The organism is Devosia insulae DS-56, assembly GCF_000970465.2.
Lineage (GTDB): Bacteria > Pseudomonadota > Alphaproteobacteria > Rhizobiales > Devosiaceae > Devosia_A > Devosia_A insulae.
Genome location: NZ_LAJE02000365.1, coordinates 1 through 15,379, shown reverse-complemented (window position 1 = coordinate 15,379; position 15,379 = coordinate 1). Strand labels below are relative to the sequence as shown.

17 protein-coding genes are annotated in these 15,379 nt (G+C 68.0%); 11 read left to right on the top strand and 6 right to left on the bottom strand.

Translation table 11 applies throughout. The features are described from left to right. The 3 genes from VW23_RS24895 to VW23_RS24885 are packed head-to-tail and all read right to left on the bottom strand — an operon-like array spanning nt 1 to nt 3,903. Entirely contained in the window at nt 1–819 is an 819-nt protein-coding gene (locus tag VW23_RS24895; RefSeq protein ID WP_069912181.1) for an ABC transporter permease, read from the bottom strand. Next, nucleotides 816–2,405, bottom strand: coding sequence for an ATP-binding cassette domain-containing protein (locus VW23_RS24890; protein ID WP_176730483.1), 1,590 nt, complete (start codon nt 2,403–2,405; stop codon nt 816–818). The genes VW23_RS24895 and VW23_RS24890 overlap by 4 nt, the downstream gene beginning before the upstream one ends. Further along, nucleotides 2,380–3,903 carry an ABC transporter substrate-binding protein gene (locus VW23_RS24885; protein ID WP_069912180.1) on the bottom strand — a complete coding sequence of 508 codons (1,524 nt, stop codon included), beginning with the start codon at nt 3,901–3,903 and terminating at the stop codon, nt 2,380–2,382. The genes VW23_RS24890 and VW23_RS24885 overlap by 26 nt, the downstream gene beginning before the upstream one ends. A 360-nt stretch (nt 3,904–4,263) precedes the next feature. Here VW23_RS24885 and VW23_RS24880 point away from each other — a divergent pair, with 360 nt between their 5' ends. Then, nucleotides 4,264–4,869, top strand: coding sequence for a glutathione binding-like protein (locus VW23_RS24880; protein WP_069912179.1), 606 nt, complete (start codon nt 4,264–4,266; stop codon nt 4,867–4,869). A 27-nt stretch (nt 4,870–4,896) separates the two neighbouring features. On the opposite strand, the gene VW23_RS24875 is transcribed toward VW23_RS24880, so the two are convergent. Both VW23_RS24875 and VW23_RS24870 read right to left on the bottom strand, forming a co-directional pair. Then, entirely contained in the window at nt 4,897–5,682 is a 786-nt protein-coding gene (locus VW23_RS24875; RefSeq protein ID WP_069912178.1) for an alpha/beta fold hydrolase, read from the bottom strand. Between the two features lie 441 nt (nt 5,683–6,123). Then, nucleotides 6,124–6,906 carry an alpha/beta fold hydrolase gene (locus VW23_RS24870; RefSeq protein ID WP_069912177.1) on the bottom strand — a complete coding sequence of 261 codons (783 nt, stop codon included), beginning with the start codon at nt 6,904–6,906 and terminating at the stop codon, nt 6,124–6,126. Nucleotides 6,907–7,174: 268 nt separating this feature from the next. Here VW23_RS24870 and VW23_RS24865 point away from each other — a divergent pair, with 268 nt between their 5' ends. From VW23_RS24865 to VW23_RS24820, 10 genes are all read left to right on the top strand, one after another. Further along, nucleotides 7,175–8,146: an alpha/beta hydrolase gene (locus VW23_RS24865; RefSeq protein WP_069912176.1), complete on the top strand. Its 972-nt coding sequence runs from the start codon at nt 7,175–7,177 to the stop codon at nt 8,144–8,146. Nucleotides 8,147–8,256: 110 nt separating this feature from the next. After that, nucleotides 8,257–9,456: a PAS domain-containing sensor histidine kinase gene (locus VW23_RS24860; RefSeq protein WP_069912175.1), complete on the top strand. Its 1,200-nt coding sequence runs from the start codon at nt 8,257–8,259 to the stop codon at nt 9,454–9,456. A 6-nt stretch (nt 9,457–9,462) separates the two neighbouring features. Next, nucleotides 9,463–9,840, top strand: coding sequence for a response regulator (locus tag VW23_RS24855; protein ID WP_069912174.1), 378 nt, complete (start codon nt 9,463–9,465; stop codon nt 9,838–9,840). A gap of 108 nt (nt 9,841–9,948) precedes the next feature. Beyond that, nucleotides 9,949–10,641, top strand: a complete 693-nt coding sequence (locus VW23_RS24850) for a sensor histidine kinase (protein ID WP_069912173.1) — start codon at nt 9,949–9,951, stop codon at nt 10,639–10,641. A gap of 119 nt (nt 10,642–10,760) precedes the next feature. Next, nucleotides 10,761–11,522 (top strand): SDR family oxidoreductase, encoded by a 762-nt coding sequence (locus tag VW23_RS24845; protein ID WP_069912172.1) that lies wholly within the window; start codon nt 10,761–10,763, stop codon nt 11,520–11,522. An 11-nt stretch (nt 11,523–11,533) separates the two neighbouring features. Beyond that, on the top strand, nt 11,534–11,971 hold the full coding sequence (locus VW23_RS24840; protein ID WP_069912171.1) for a CBS domain-containing protein: 438 nt from the start codon (nt 11,534–11,536) through the stop codon (nt 11,969–11,971). An 11-nt stretch (nt 11,972–11,982) separates the two neighbouring features. After that, complete coding sequence (locus VW23_RS29565; RefSeq protein WP_069912170.1) at nt 11,983–12,243, top strand: helix-turn-helix domain-containing protein; 261 nt, start codon at nt 11,983–11,985, stop codon at nt 12,241–12,243. Further along, nucleotides 12,212–13,156, top strand: a complete 945-nt coding sequence (locus VW23_RS24830; RefSeq protein WP_244513728.1) for an alpha/beta fold hydrolase — start codon at nt 12,212–12,214, stop codon at nt 13,154–13,156. The genes VW23_RS29565 and VW23_RS24830 overlap by 32 nt, the downstream gene beginning before the upstream one ends. Next, complete coding sequence (locus tag VW23_RS24825; protein WP_069912168.1) at nt 13,153–13,980, top strand: SDR family NAD(P)-dependent oxidoreductase; 828 nt, start codon at nt 13,153–13,155, stop codon at nt 13,978–13,980. The genes VW23_RS24830 and VW23_RS24825 overlap by 4 nt, the downstream gene beginning before the upstream one ends. A 12-nt stretch (nt 13,981–13,992) precedes the next feature. Further along, nucleotides 13,993–14,238, top strand: a complete 246-nt coding sequence (locus tag VW23_RS24820; protein ID WP_069912167.1) for a hypothetical protein — start codon at nt 13,993–13,995, stop codon at nt 14,236–14,238. Here VW23_RS24820 and VW23_RS24815 read toward each other — a convergent pair. Next, entirely contained in the window at nt 14,225–15,274 is a 1,050-nt protein-coding gene (locus tag VW23_RS24815; protein WP_069912166.1) for a mannonate dehydratase, read from the bottom strand. The two genes, VW23_RS24820 and VW23_RS24815, sit on opposite strands and share 14 nt — an antisense overlap. Between the last annotated feature and the right edge of the window lie 105 nt (nt 15,275–15,379).

The following is a 15,379-nucleotide window of genomic DNA, read 5'->3' as shown; positions in this document are numbered from 1 at the left end:
TCAGCTCCCCCGCAGGCTGGAACGGAGCGCATCGCCGGCGAGGTTCGCCACGAGGCAGATCAGCATGATCGCCGCGGCGGGGATCACCGGCAGCCACCAATAGGCGACGAGGCTGTCGAGCGAGCGCGCCGTCATGGCGCCCAGTTCCGCCGCGGGCGCCGGCTGCCCGAGGCCAAGGAACGACAGCAGCGACATGATGAGCACGACATTGACCACGTCGAGCGTCGCCGCCACGGCAAGCGCCGGCATCACGCCGGGCAGCAGGTGGCGGAGGATCAGCCGGGCCGGGTGAATGCCGGTGGCCCGGGCGGCTTCGAAATGCGGTCGAGCAACGAGACGCCTTACTTCGTCGCGGGTGATCCGCGCGTACCACGACCACCAGAACAGCATCAGCGCCAGCATGGTGTTGATCAGCCCCGGGCCGAGCGTGGCGGTGACCGCCAGCGCAACCAGCACGGAGGGCAGGATGAGGAACAGGTCGGTGGCGCGCTGCAGCACCATATCCACCCAGCCGCCGAAATAGCCGGAAACGAGCCCGATACAGCTGCCGACGACCATGCTGACGCCGATCACCGCGAGGGCCGGCAGCCAGGTGCCCTGCACCCCCAGCAGCACCCGCGAGAACATGTCGCGCCCAATCTCGTCGGTGCCGAACCAATGCGATGCCGATGGCGGCAGGAAGGCCGGCGCAACCCGCAATTGCGGATCGAACGGCGCCAGCCAGGGGGCAGCGAGGGCGAGGAGCGTCACCAGCAGCACGGCAACGACCGCGAGGCCATCCACCCAGCCGGTGCGACGCAGCAGTTCGCGCCAGGTCATCGCGCCGTCTCGAAGCGCGGGATGGCCGCAACCAGGGCACGGGTGTGCGCCGTTGCAGGGCGGGCGATCAGGGCCTCGGCCTCGCCCGCCTCGATCACCGCCCCATCCTGCATCACGGCGATACGGTCGCCGATCAGCCGGGCCGCGGCGATGTCGTGCGTCACGAACAGCAGCGCCATGCCGAGCCGGCGGCGCAACGCGCCGATGAGGTTCAGCATCGCGGCGGCCAGCGGCATATCGATGGCGCTGGCCGGCTCGTCGCAGAGCAACAGGCGCGGCGGCACGACGATGGCCCGGGCGAGCACGGCGCGCTGGCATTGGCCCACCGACAGTTCACCCGGCAGGGCCGCCATCAGGCTCTCCGGCAGCCCGACCATGGCAAAGGCCTCGCCGAGCCGCCGCCGCCGCTCGGCGGTGTTCAGCCCCAGGCCGCGCAGACGATCGGCGACCTGCTCGCCGACGCTCAGCCACGGCGTCAACGCCGCCACCGGATCCTGGAAGACGATCTGCGGCCGCGTCTCGCCGAGCCGCGTAACCGTGCCCGCGTCGGGTTTGGTGAGCCCCGCCGCGATGCGCAACAGCGTCGATTTGCCGGCGCCGCTTTCGCCCACCACTGCCACGCTCTCGCCTGCCTCGATACTGAGGTCGACCTGGTGGACAACCTGCCGGCGCCCCAGGGTCTTCGACACCCCGACCAGCTCCAGCACCTTGCTGGCGTCGCGGCGCGCCGCCGGCCACGCAACGCTCGCACCCTCCGCCGGCAGGGGACGGTTGCGGTCCGAACCGAGGTCGTAGCGGGCCGCCAGCAACCGCCGCGTCGCTGCGGCCTGCGGCGCCGCCAGCATGGCGCCGACCGGCCCGATTTCCACGACCTGCCCGGCCTCGAGCACCACCACCCGGTCAGCGAGCGAGGTGGCGACGGCGAGGTCATGGGTGATGAACAGCAGCGCCGACCCCTCGGCGCGCGTCAGCCCGCGCAGCGTCTCGAGCACCTGGGCCTGCGTCAGCACGTCGAGCGCCGTCGTCGGCTCATCGGCGATCAGCAGGCGCGGCCGGGCCAGCATCGCCATGGCGATCAGCACCCGCTGCCGCTGGCCGCCCGAGAGCCGGTGCGGGTAGGACCGCGCCACCCGCTCGGGGTCGGCAATGCCGGTGCGCCGCAGCCACGCGATCGCTTCGCGTTCACGGGCCTTGCCCGCCATCTGCCGGCCGATCGTCATGGTCGGGTCGAGCCCGCTCAGCGGATCCTGCGGCACCACGCGGACCAGCGAGCGCCGGATCTGCCTGAGCGCCGGTTCGGCAGCCCCGACCAGCTCGGCTTCCGCCACGCAGATCGAGCCTGAGATCTCGGGCCTCGCATCGCGCGGCAGCAGCCCCTGGATGGCCAGGCCCAGCGTCGATTTCCCCGACCCGCTGGCCCCGACCAGCGCCACGATCTCGTGCGGCGCGACCGCGAAACTGACCGCCTCGAGCACGCGGCTGGAGCGGCCGTTGCGGCTGAGCGCCACGCTGAGGTCGCGGACGGCGAGAACCGGTGCGGCCGCCATGGTCAGCCGCTGGTCACGGCGCCCACCGCGCCGTGCCATAGTCGATGTTGCCCTGCGGGAAGGCTGGGCGGAGGCCGAGATCGACCAGCCCCTTGGCATGCACCACCACATCGTCGGCATCGACCAGCGGAATGGCGTAGCCGGCATCGAAATACATGTGCCCGGCCTGCTCGTAGAGCGCGTCGCGCGCCGCGACGTCGGTCATGAGCCCCGCCTCATTGACCAGCGCATCGGCCTCGGGCAGCGAGCGGCCATAAAAGTTCAGCACCGCATCGGTGGTGAAATAGGTCTTGGCCTGGCTCTCGGGATGCGCCGCATCCGGGTTGGCTATGGTCAGCAGCATGTCAGGCGCCTTGGCATCGCCCTTCATGACATAGGCGGCGCCGAGCGGCAGCACTTCGACGCTTGCCTTGACCCCGATGGTCGCCAGTTGCGCCACCATCAGCTCGGCAATGCGGGCATAGCTCACCACCTCGCTCTGGACGCCGATCCTGAGTTGCACCGGCCCGTGCGCGGCGATCGCCGCCTTGGCCGCCTCGAGGTCGGTGGGAAAGCTCACCGGCACGGCCGGGTCGAGCATGGCATTCTGGTAGAGCGATTTCGACAGCTCGGCGTAATCGCCGAAAATGTCCTTCATCCACAGCGCCGGGTTGATGGCGGTCAGCACGGCGCTCCGCACCGCTGCGTCGTCCATCGCCGTGCCCGGCTTGGTATAGATCTGGAACTGCGTCATGTTCGGCGCGGCGCTCACCTCCAGCGTCGCCGGCAGGCCCGCCAGCTGCGCCACCGGGTAGCCATCGGGCACGGCGTCGAGTTCGCCGGCCTGCAACTGCAGGATCTGCTGGCTGAGATCGGGCACCACCGGCAGCCGGATCTCCTCGAAAAAGGGCTTCGCCCCCCAATAGGCATCGTTGCGTTTCAGCGCATAGCCTTCGCCGCGCTTGAATTCGGTCAGCGTGAACGGTCCTGTACCCACCGCATGCTCGTTGAGCCAGCTCGCCGCAAGGTCGCTTCCGGCATGCTCGGCGAACACCTTCGGGCTGATCACCTTGGGGCCCCAGGCGCTGGCCAGCACATGGATGAAGGATGGCTGCTTGTGCCCCAGCGTGATCACCACCGTCGCCGGGTCGCTGGCCGCGATATCGGTGACATTGCCGAGAAAGTAGCTCAGCGCGAGCTCACCGGTGCGCCGGCGCTCGAACGACTGCACCACCGCCGCCGCATCGAGCGGCGTGCCGTCATGGAAGCTGACGCCGTCGCGCAGGTGGAAGGTGTAGCTGAGCTCGTCCGCCCCGACCTCCCAGCGCTCGGCCAGCTGGCCGACGATCTCGGTGGAGCCCGGTGCATACTCGACCAGCCCCTCATAGACATTGTCGATGGCGCTCATGGCGCCGATCTCAAAGCCATTGTCCGGGTCGAACGTGCCGATATCGACGCTGAGCGGCACCCGCAGCACTTCCTCGGCCATGGCCGGCGTGAGCACCAGGGTGAGCACGGCGAGCGCGCCACCCAACCGGGAAAAAGCCTTCGAAATCATCTGCGTTACTCGCAACTGCCAATGGCTCCAGAGGTAGCGCAGCCGACGTGGCGGCGCACCCTATGCTAAGGGCGTGGTTGGTTTCGAGCCGGACAGGTAAAGCGCTCGCCTGCCAATTCGTCGGCCGCGGGGAGAAACCGGAAAAACCCCCGCGTTCGCCATCCCTGTCACGTCCGGTTGACACGGCTCCGTGCCCATCATGCCCGCTGTCCGGGCGCCCGGTGATTGTGCCAATGGATTGTTCCGACTGGCTTTTTGTCTGACGCAAACTAGCCCGAAGGCGGGCCCCGCGAGCTGCCCGCATAATACCGCCCGTCGATCCGACGGGGGACAACCGATGTCCCAACGGAGGAACCGACCATGAAGCTCTACTATGCTCCCCTCGCCTGCAGTCTCGCCGACCACATCGCCCTTCTCGAAGCGGGCATCCCGTTCGCACGCGAGCGGGTCGACCTCAAGACCAAGCTGACCGCGTCGGGGCAGCACCTCGCCGACATCTCGGGCAAAGGCTACGTTCCGACGCTCGTGCTCGACGACGGGCAGGTGCTGACCGAGAACATCGCGGTCCTGGATTGGATCGCCGCCGGCCATCCCCAGCTCGGGCTCGACGGGCCGCTCGGCCGGACCCGGCTGATCGAGGCGCTGACCTTCGTCTCGACCGAGATCCACGGCGCGTTCAAACCGTTCTGGCACCAGGCTGGGCAGGCCGAAAAGACCCGGTCGTCAAATACGATCGCCCGACACTTCAGTTATTTCGCCGAGCGCATGCAGGGCAAATACCTGTTCGGCACCCGGCCGAGTGTGGTCGACTTCTACCTGTTCGTGATGCTGCTATGGGCTCGCCGCTTCGGCGTGCCAGTGCCGGCTGCGCTCGATCGCCTGTGCGACCGGATCGCCGACCGCCCAGCGGCGCGGCTTGCAATGGCGCAGGAAGGCCTGCTCGAAATGCAAAGGGCCGACGCCTGACGCCGGCCCTTCAGATTGTTCGACCGATCATTCGACGCTCTGCGCCGCTTCCTCGATCAAGGCAGCGACCTCCGCCGGACGCGAGACCATGAGGGCATGCGAGCCGCCCTTGATCTCGACAGCCTTGGCAACGCCGGCGCGCTCGGCCTGGAACGCGTGCAGCGCCGCCGGGATAATCAGATCGTCGGAACCCCAGATCGAGAAAGTCGGGATGGTCTTCCAGGTCTCGGCAGTTGCCGGTTCATAGCCACCCTGGATCGTCAGCGGCCGCTGCGTTGCGGCCATCAGCGCCGCGAGATCCTCGGCAACGTCGGCCGCGAACACGGCGCGGAAGACTTCCGTCTGGATGTAGGCGTCCTGCACCTGCTCGGTGAGCGGGACAACCGCAAGCGACTCCGCCACCTTGCTGCCCGGGAACTTGCCCGCGAGATCGAAGCCATTCTCGCCGGCGGCCGGCATGAAGCCGTCGACATAGACCAGCGCCTTGACGTTTGCCTGGTCGGCGGCGGCCTGGGTGATGACCATGCCGCCGTAGGAATGGCCGACCAGGACGACATCGCCCTGGATGGTCTTCAACACCGCGGTGACGCTGGCCGCGTCGTTCGCCACGCCGCGCAGCGGGTTGGGCGTCGCGACGGTGCGGTAGCCGTCCTTGTTGAGCTGGGTGATGACGCCGTTCCAACCCGATGAATCGGCGAAGGCGCCGTGCACCAGCACGATGGTCGGCTTCGGCGCGTCTTCGGCCAGTGCGCCGGCCGAGCCGCCCAGCATTGCTGCGGCGGCGAATGCGATAGCTCCAAGAGTCTTCTGCATTTGGTGTCTCCATGTCGGCCGGGTTTGGCCGTGCACAGAGGATGGTCGCTGCGTGCCGCCGCGCCATTTGTGCAGAGGCCGAGGGTGGTTGCTGCTGAGGTATGGCCGGACCACGCCAGGGGGACGTTGTCCCCTGCCCTGCCGCCGAGGTGGCTACACCCTGGGGACTAGAAAGTCTCGCCGCGAGGCGAACGTCCCGCCTCGCAACTCGACCCGACGCGCAGACCCCGGTGATGGCTGAACGGCGGCCGCCTCAGGGACCGTCGCCAACTTCCGTGTGTTCGTGATGCTGCTGGGTCGCGCGCCTGGCGAGCGAGGTGAAGTCATGCCTGGCCTTCAGCGACCGGGCCGCTGCGCGACCTGTGGTTGTGGCGGACATCTCGCGTGCCGGCCTGTTCCGACAAAAAGGGAGGGCCGACTCCTGTGCCGACCCTCCTGAGTTCAGTCGGCGAGGTTGTTCGCCGCTTCCCCGATGATCGCCGCGACCTCGTCGGGATGCGAGACCATCAACGCATGCGAGCCACCCTCGATGGCGACGGATCTTTTGACCCCGGCGCGGTCGGCCATGAACACCTGCACGGCGGCCGGGATGTTGAGGTCGGCCGAGCCGTAGATGGTGTAGGACGGCAGGGCCTTCCAGGTGGCGACGATGGTCTTGCCCTCGAGTGCGCTCTGCGTCACCGGCCGCTGCGTCGCCGCCATCAGGGCGGTGACATCGACCGGCAGGTCGGCGGCGAACTGGTCGTGGAACTTCGCCGGCTGGATGTAGAGATCGACGCCGCCTTCCGGCAGCGGCACCGGCTGCAGTGCGTCGCCCAGGGTCGAGCCGGGGAACTTGGTCGAGAGCGCGAAGGCCGACTCCCCGGCATCGGGAATGAAGCCGGCCACATAGACCAGCGCCTTGACGTTGTTGTTGCCATAAGCGGCGTCGGTGATCACCAGCCCGCCATAGGAATGGCCGACCAGCACCACGTCGCCCTTGATCGACTTAAGCAGGGCCGAGACCGCCGCCGCATCTCCCATGAGGCTGCGCAGCGGATTGGCCGCCGCGATGGTCTGGTAGCCATGCTTGTTGAGCTGGGTGATGACGCCGTTCCAGCCCGAGGCATCGGCGAAAGCGCCGTGGACCAGGACGACGGTCGGCTTGGCGGGCTCCGCGGCGCCGGCGCCACCAACTCCGAGGGCGGCAGCGGCGAACGCCACGGCTCCGAACACTTTGTGCATTTGTCTGTCTCCAAGCGGCCGGGATCGGCCGTGGCTGGAGCATGGCCGGGCCGGCCGGCGCCGCCACTATGCAAGGGGCATGCTTCGCTATGAGGAGGAGGTGGGCCGGGGCCGACCGGGAGCTTGGCCGCCCTGCCCGGCCGACTAGCCGGGCCAGCCGTTTGGTGTAGGCGACCACGCCATGCGGTCGATGGTCCGCCGGCCCCGCAAGCCGGCAGATAGAGGCAGAGCGCACGACGCTCATCACCAACCCCTGCCGGAGCAGAAAATGCACAAAGGTATCCCCCACCCCGCCGAGCTTGAGCGGAGCACCCAGGCCTTCGTCGATGGCCTCGCCGGCGGCAAGCCGATCCAGACGCTGACCCCTCTCGAGGCCCGTGCGGTGCTGTCGAGCGTGCAGCAGGCGGCCAACGTCACCCTCCCCAATGTCCAGATCAAGGATGTGACGCTGCCGATCGGCCCCACCGGCCAGACCAATATCCGCGTCATCCGCCCCGAGGGCGCTACCGGCGTGCTGCCGGTGATCGTCTACATGCATGGCGGCGGCTGGGTGCTTGGCGACCGCGAGACGCATGACCGGCTGATCCGCGAACTCTCGATCGGCGCCAATGCCGCATTGGTGTTCGTCGATTACGAGCGCTCGCCCGAGGCTCGCCACCCGGTCGCCATCGAGCAGGGCTATGCCGTGGCCAAGCACATCGCCGCCAATGCCGATATGCTCTCGGTCGATGCCAACCGCATGGTCATTGCCGGCGACAGCGTGGGCGGCAATATGGCAGCGGTGATCGCGCTGCTCGCCAAGGAGCGCCAGGGGCCGGCATTCAAGGCCCAGCTGCTGTTCTACCCGGTGACCGACGCATCGCTTTCGACCAAATCCTACGAGGAATTTGCCGAGGGCCCGTGGCTCACCAAGGCGGCGATGGCCTGGTACTGGGAGCAGTACATTCCCGATGCCGCCCAGCGCCTGCAGACCCATGCCTCGCCGGTGAACGCCACCAGCGAAGAGCTCGCCGGCCTGCCGCAGACCCTGCTGATCGTCGACGAAAACGACGTGCTGCGCGACGAAGGCGAAGAGTATGGCCGCAAGCTCGCCGAGGCCGGCGTGCGCGTCACCTCGGTGCGCTATAACGGCACTATCCACGACTTCGTCATGCTCAACGCGCTGACCGCCACCCCGGCGGTGCGCGGCGCCATCGGCCAGGCGCAGGGGTATCTACGCTACGTCTTCTCGGCGAGCTGACGCAACGGGTGCGGCGGGCCCGTCCGCCGCACCTATACTCAGGCTCAGGTAGTCTGCCCGCGCATCGGCACGCTAGGTGTGGGACTTTAGTTGCCGCGGGGAGACACGTCGTGGACAATGCCGAAGCCGAAGCCACCTCTCAGATGGCAGAGGCGAGCCGCTGGTACCGCGCCCCGGCTCATGACGTCGAGGTCAGCGAGGCGGTGCTGCGCCAGCGCGAACAGCACCTGCAACTGCTGGTCGATACGTTGCCCACCATGGTCTGGGCGGCGGAGCCCACGGGGGAGCCCTCCTACCTCAACAAGCGGCTCATCGACTATGTCGGCATCGTCCTCAATGACCTCGATGCCCCCGACCGCAGCCGCCTGCAGATGGCGATCACCAGCTCGGTCCACCCCGACGATGCCGCCGCAGTCGGCCAGGCGCTCGGGCATTCGTTCGCCACCGGCGCGCCTTTTGCTATGAAGTACCGGCAGCGCCGGGCCGACGGGGTCTACCGCTGGACTGACGGCCGGGCCGAGCCGCTACGCGACGCTAGTGGCGAGATCGTGCAGTGGTACGGGGTCAGCTTCGATATCGACGACGAGGTTCGCTCGGCCGAAGCGCTGCGCCGGGCCCATGACAAGCTGGCGCTGTCGTCCCAGGCGGCGGGGCTCGCCGAACTCGCCGCCTCCATCGCACACGAGGTCAACCAGCCGCTGGCCGCCATCCTCGCCAGCGCCAACGCGCTCGAGCGCTGGCTGATGGCGGGCAACCCGGAGCGGGCGCTGCAATCGGCGCGTAGCATCATGCGCGATGCCAGCGCCGCCGCCGAAGTGGTCGCCCGCATCCGCGCCTTGTTCAAGGGCACCGCCGCGGCGCGGCAACAGCACGATCTCAACAGCATCGTCGGCGAAGTCGCCGGGCTGCTGCAGGAAGACCTGCAGCGCTGGGACATCGCGGTGGAGCTTGACCTCGGGCGGGCGCTCCCCGCGGTGACGGTCGACCGGGTGCAGATCCAGCAGGTGCTGGTCAACCTGTTGCGCAACGGCATTGAGGCGATGGAAAAGACCCCACGCGGCCGGCGCGCGATCGGCATCTCCACCCGGCAGGTGGCCGGCGCCGTCGAGGTCGAAATCCGCGACACCGGCAGCGGCGTCGACGCACCCGAGCGCATCTTCGACCCGTTCTACTCGACCAAGAGCGACGGCATGGGCATGGGCCTCGCGATCTGCCGTTCGATCATCGAAGCCCATGGCGGCAAGCTATGGACGAAAGCCACCGGCCCTGAAGGAACCAGCCTCGTGTTTACCCTGCCTATCGTTTCGTGACCTCCAATGACTGACCTGTCACCGCTGATCGCCGTCGTCGACGACGACCAGCGTCTGCTAGAATCACTCGAGAACCTGCTCGAGTCCGCCGGCTACCGGGCCATCACCCTGTCGCGCCCCGAGCTGCTGTTCGAGCCCGGCCGACTGCAATCGGTCGACTGCGTCATCACCGATATCAGCATGCCCGGGATCGACGGCTTCGAGCTGCGCGACCGTGTGATTGCGGCGCGGCCGGGGTTGCCGGTGATCCTGATGTCCGGCCGTCACGAGATCGCCGAGCAGATCCGGGCGCGCACGCCACCTGAGCCGTTCTTCCGCAAGCCGTTCGACGGCCGTGCCCTGCTCGACACCATCGAGCGGCTCATTGCCTCCTCCCGAGCGTGAGGGGAACCTCACCTCGCGTATGAGCTGACCCGGCCCCTCGTGCAATCGATCCCCTGGCCGCTTGCCCCCTAGCCTCTGTGTCGAAATCACCGACCGGGGGAAGCCCAGATGATATCGACCCACACTGAGATCGAGGCGGCGCGCGCCCCCTCCGACGAGGCCCTGGCGGGCCTGGTCCACGACCTGCGCAACTATATCCAGATCGCCACTTCGGCCATCAACATCATGTCGCGCCATGCCGATGTCGCGGCCTCCGACAGCCTCGGCAGCATCGTCGCGCATGCGGCCGACTCGCTGCAGCGGGCGGGCGAGCTGGTGCGGCATTCCGACGATCCCGACCGGGCCATCGCCGACGACCTGGGGCTTTCGGACAGTCTCGCCGAAATGGCGCCGCTGCTGCGCTATGCCTGCGGGCCCGATATCCGCATCAAGCTGCTGGTCGGGCTGGTGCCGCGCATCCGCTGCGGCCGCCTCGGGCTGCAGAATGCGCTGCTCAACCTGGCGCTCAACGCCCGCGACGCCATGCCGATGGGCGGCACCCTGTCGATCAGCGCGACACTCGCCAACGGTCCCGAGACGCCCGAAGTGGAGCTCGTCGTCGCCGATACCGGCCACGGCATGCCGCAAGTCATCCTCGAGCGGGCGTTCGAGCCGCATTTCAGCACCAAGCCCAGCGGCGCCGGACACGGCATGGGCCTGAGCGGCGTACGCCGCTTCATCGAGCAACTGGGCGGCCGCGTCTACATCGCCAGCGCCGAACAGGTCGGCACCACCGTGACGCTCCGCCTGCCCGCCGCATAAGCAGCCGTCGAGGTGGCCTAAACCAAAGGATGGGCGCCGCCCACCCGCCGCACGATGGCCCGGCTGACCCCGGTGAGGCGACAGTCGGAGCGCTAACACCCCAGCAACAGGAGCATGTCATGAAGATCGTGGTTATCGGCGGAAGCGGCCTTATCGGTTCCAAGGTGGTCAACCGGCTGCGGCAAGGCGGGCACGAGGTGATCGCCGCGTCGCCGTCCACCGGCGTCAACACCGTCACCGGCGACGGCTTGCCCGAAGCAATGGAAGCCACCGACGTGGTGGTGGATGTCGCCAACTCGCCCTCGTTCGAAGGAGCAGCGGCCTGGGACTTCTTCTTCAACTCGGGCAACAACCTGTTTGCAGCGGAGAAAGCGGCGCGCGTCAAACACCACGTGGCGCTGTCGGTGGTCGGCACCGAGCAGCTGCTCGACAGCGGCTATTTCCGCGCCAAGCAGTTGCAGGAGCAGTTGGTGCAGGAATCGAGCGTTCCCTACACCATCCTCCGGGCGACGCAGTTCTTCGAGTTCCTCAGCGGCATCGCCGGCTTCAGCACGGTTGACCAGGTGGTCCGCCTGCCGCCTGCCCTGCTGCAGCCGGTGGCCGCCGACGACGTCGCCGAGACGCTCGCCCAGCTTTCGCTGCGCTCGCCGGTCAACGGCACGGTCGAGCTCGCCGGCCCCCAGCCCTACCGGCTGAGCGATGTGGTTGGCCGCGTGCTGGCGGTGAACCACGACGAGCGCCTCGTCATCTCCGATCCGGCCGCCCGGTATTTTGGCGTGACGATCAGCGAGCGCGCCCTGGTGCCGGGCAGCCAGCCGCCGTTCATCGGCTCGGTCAGCCTCGACGACTGGCTGGCCCGCACCCGTGTGCAGGCAGCGTAGGAGCGCTCGCCATGCTGATCTCCGCTCTCGCCGAGGTGACTCGCAAGAGGTTCAAGGTTCTCGATGAACTGGCCTCGGTACAAGCCGCCGCCGAGGCGTTCACCAACGCCCAACTCGGGCTGAGCGTCGTCTGCGGCGCAGGCGAGGTGGCGCATGGCGTGGTCAGCAAATCGGATCTGGTCCGCCATTTGGCGCGAGCGGGCCAGATCAGCGAACCGATCACCGCCGTGATGACCCGTCGCGTGGTCTTTGCCTCGCCGGGCGACGACCTGCACGCCACCTGGCAGGTGATGGTACGCCGGCACCTGCAGAACCTGCCGCTGGTCGACGCGTCACGCAGGCCGGTCGGCACACTCGATATCCGCGACGCACTCGAAGCGATCCTCAAGGCGGAAGAGCAGCAAGAAGACCAGCTGGTCAACTACATCGCCGGCAACGGCTACCGTTGAAGGAACCCCCCATGACCTTCCCCCACGATCCGCATGACCGGCTGCCACGCGGCGACAAGAACCGCCGGCTGTCGCTCGGCGCCAGCCGCGAAGACCTGGCGGATGCGGCCGGCATCACGGTCGAGCAACTGCACGATTACGAGCACACACAGCCCGACCGCCATTTCAGCTTCGCCGTTGCCCGCCGGGTCGGGGAAGCACTCGAGCGGCTGGAAGCGACGCGGACACCGCTTGTCTCCAATGGACCGGTGCCGACCGATGCTGCTGAGTGACCACCTCCGGCGGGCCGAAACCCCAACGCTCAGCATCGGCTATGCCGAACTGGGCCCCGCCGACGGGCCAGCCGTGCTCCTCCTGCACGGCTGGCCCTACGACATCCACACTTACGCCGAGGTCGCGCCGCTCCTCGCAGCGGGCGGCCATCGGGTGATCGTTCCCTACCAGCGGGGCTTCGGCAGCACGCGCTTTCGCGACAGCACGACGCTCCGAAACGGGCAGCAGGCAGTGCTGGCGCTCGACGTGGCGGCGCTGATGGATGCGCTCGGCATCGAGACGGCGACGCTTGGCGGCGCCGATTGGGGAGCGCGCGCCGCTTGCTGCGTCGCGGCGCTGTGGCCGGAGCGCTGCACGGCAGTGGTGCCGGTCAGCGGCTACCTGATCTCCAGCCAGGCCGCCGGCGCCGTTCCCCTGTCGCCCGGGGCGGAGCAGACCTGGTGGTACCAGTATTACTTCGCCACCGAGCGCGGCCGCCGCGGTTATGCCCAGCATCGTCGCGCCTTCGCGCAACTGATCTGGCAGACGGCGTCGCCGCGCTGGCCGTTCGATGAAGCGGTCTTCGCGCGCTCGGCATCGGCCCTCGACAACCAGGACCACGCCGCCATCGTGGTGCACAATTATCGCTGGCGGCTGGGTCTCGCCGAAGGCGACCCGCGGCTCGACGACCTCGAGGCGCGCCTCGCGGCAACGCCGCCGATCACCGTCCCGGCGATCAGCCTCGAGGGCGACGCCAACGGCGCGCCGCACCCCGACCCGACCGCCTATGCCGGCCGGTTCGTCGGCCCGTACGAGCACCGGACGCTGAGCGGCGGCATCGGTCACAACCTCCCACAGGAAGCGCCCGAGGCGTTCGCCGCGGCGATCGTTACGGCGACGCAATGGGGCAAAACCAAGAAGGCACTGAAATGAGCAAAGTCTGGCTGATCACCGGGGCGGCCAACGGCATCGGGCGCAGCACCGCCGAGCTGGTGCTCGAACGTGGCGACCGGCTGGTCGCCACGGCGCGGCGGGTCGAGCGGCTGTCGGAGTTCGAAACCCGCTATGGCGACCGGGTGCTGCTTTGCGAGCTCGATGTCACCGATCCCGGTGCCGCCGCCGCTGCGGTCGAGGCGGCGTCCCGGGCGTTCGGTCGGCTCGACGTGCTGCTCAACAATGCCGGCTTTGCGCATCTGGCGCCGTTCGAGCAGACGTCGGAGGCGGATTTCCGCGCCGAGATCGACACCAATTTCCACGGCGTGGTGAACCTCATTCGCGCCGCGTTGCCGGTGATGCGACAGCAGCGCTCTGGCCATATCATCAACATCTCCTCGAGCTCGGGCCGCTTTGGCGGACCCGGTTCGAGCGCCTACAGCGCAGCCAAATGGGCGGTGAGCGGCTTTACCGAATCGCTCGCCAAAGAGATCCGGCCGTTCGGCGTAAAGGCGGTCTCGATCGAGCCCGGCAGCATTCGCACCAACTGGACCCGCGTCGCCCGCGGGCACGTGCCGAAGCTTCTTGCCGAGTACGAGCCGACCATCGGCACGATCATGGCGCTGACCGAAAACCTCGCCGGCAACGAGCCGGGCGACCCGGAGAAGGTCGCCCGCGTGCTGTTCGAGCTGTCGCGGCGGGACGACGTGCCCGAGCACCTCATCCTCGGCAGCGATGCCGTGGCGCGCGTCGCGAAGGCCGAAGCCGATCGGGCGCAGCTGGCCGAAGCGTGGCTCGGAACCAGCCTTTCGACCGACTTCTGAAGGCTCCCAAAGATGGCGCCCGCTTCAGCCGAAATTGCCGACTATCTCGAAGCGGGCTGGACCATTGCGGGGTTCTCGACCTCGTTCTCCGAGGCCCTGGTGATCTTCTACAGCGTGCTGCTGCGGCGTGGCGACGCGGTCGTCGCGGTGACGGTCGGCCGCAACCGATCGCAAGAGGTGTATCGATCGGTTGAGGTGCTGTCGCCCGCGTCTCCGCCACGCGCCGTGTTGTCATCCGCGCCAGCTAGCGGCGGCTGAACTCGAGCATGCGGATCAGGCCCTGCATGTAGCCGATGGCATGGGCGCGGCCGCGGTGGTTCCAGTCGCTGTCACCATCCATCTTGGGCACATGGTCGTCGAGCAGGAAGCCGTCAAAGCCGTTCTCGGCCAGCAGCGCGATCACCTCGGCCGGGTCGTAGTTGCCGTCGCCGATGAAGCACTCGGTAAAGTTCGGCACGGTCCCCTGCACATCGCGGAAGTGGATATAGGCGATGCGGCCCTTGGGGGCGAAGAACTCGATCATCTCGGTGACGTTCTGCTTGCCGCCGATCATTTCCGAGCAGCAGCCGAGGCAGAGATCGAGCGCCCAGCTCGGCGACTTGCCGAACAGCTCAAAGGCCTTCTTGAAGTTGTCCGGCTTGTAGAACAGCCGCGCCACGCCACCCAGCATCGGCACCGGCGGATCATCGGGGTGAAGCGCCAGCCGCAAGCCCTCTTCCTCCGCCACCGGCAGCACGGCGCTCATGAAGTAGCTGTAGTTGCTCCACATCTGCGCTTCGGAGACGAACGGCCCATCCTTGCCGAACAAGGGCATGCCCGAGAGGCTGCCGAGGCCGGTCGGCATGAAGCTGCGCAGCAGTTCCAGGTTCTCGCTGTTGGCTTCGACCACCGCCATATCGAACTTCCGCGCCGTGGCGCCGCCGCGGGTCACCCCGACATAGTCGGTGGTCCACACCGAGTTGGGCATGAAGTGGAGCCCCAGCACCGGGATGCCGGCGCGGGCGACGGCGCGGATGGTCGCGTGGTAGTTCTCGATTTGCTCGTCGCGGCCCTCGAGCCCCAGCATCGCCTTCATGTAGAACTGTGACGGCACATTCTCGATCGCCTCGAAGGTCAGCCCGGCCTCGCGGACCTTGTCGGCCAGCTCACGGACATCCTGTTCGGCCCACTTGCCGTCGCCCCCCGGCAGCGCGGGATTGTTCATCTGCAGGCCGGTGACGCCGATCTGTTTGGCGAAGCGCAGCCGCTCCTCGGTCAGGTCGTGAAACTGCCCCACCGCCGCTCTGATACCCATTTACTTCTTCTCCAAATTCAGGTCGTTGAAACCGTCATCATCTGCTCGCTTGGCGCCCCTCACCCTAGCCCTCTCCCCCCGGGGGCGCTTCGCGCTCCCCTAGGA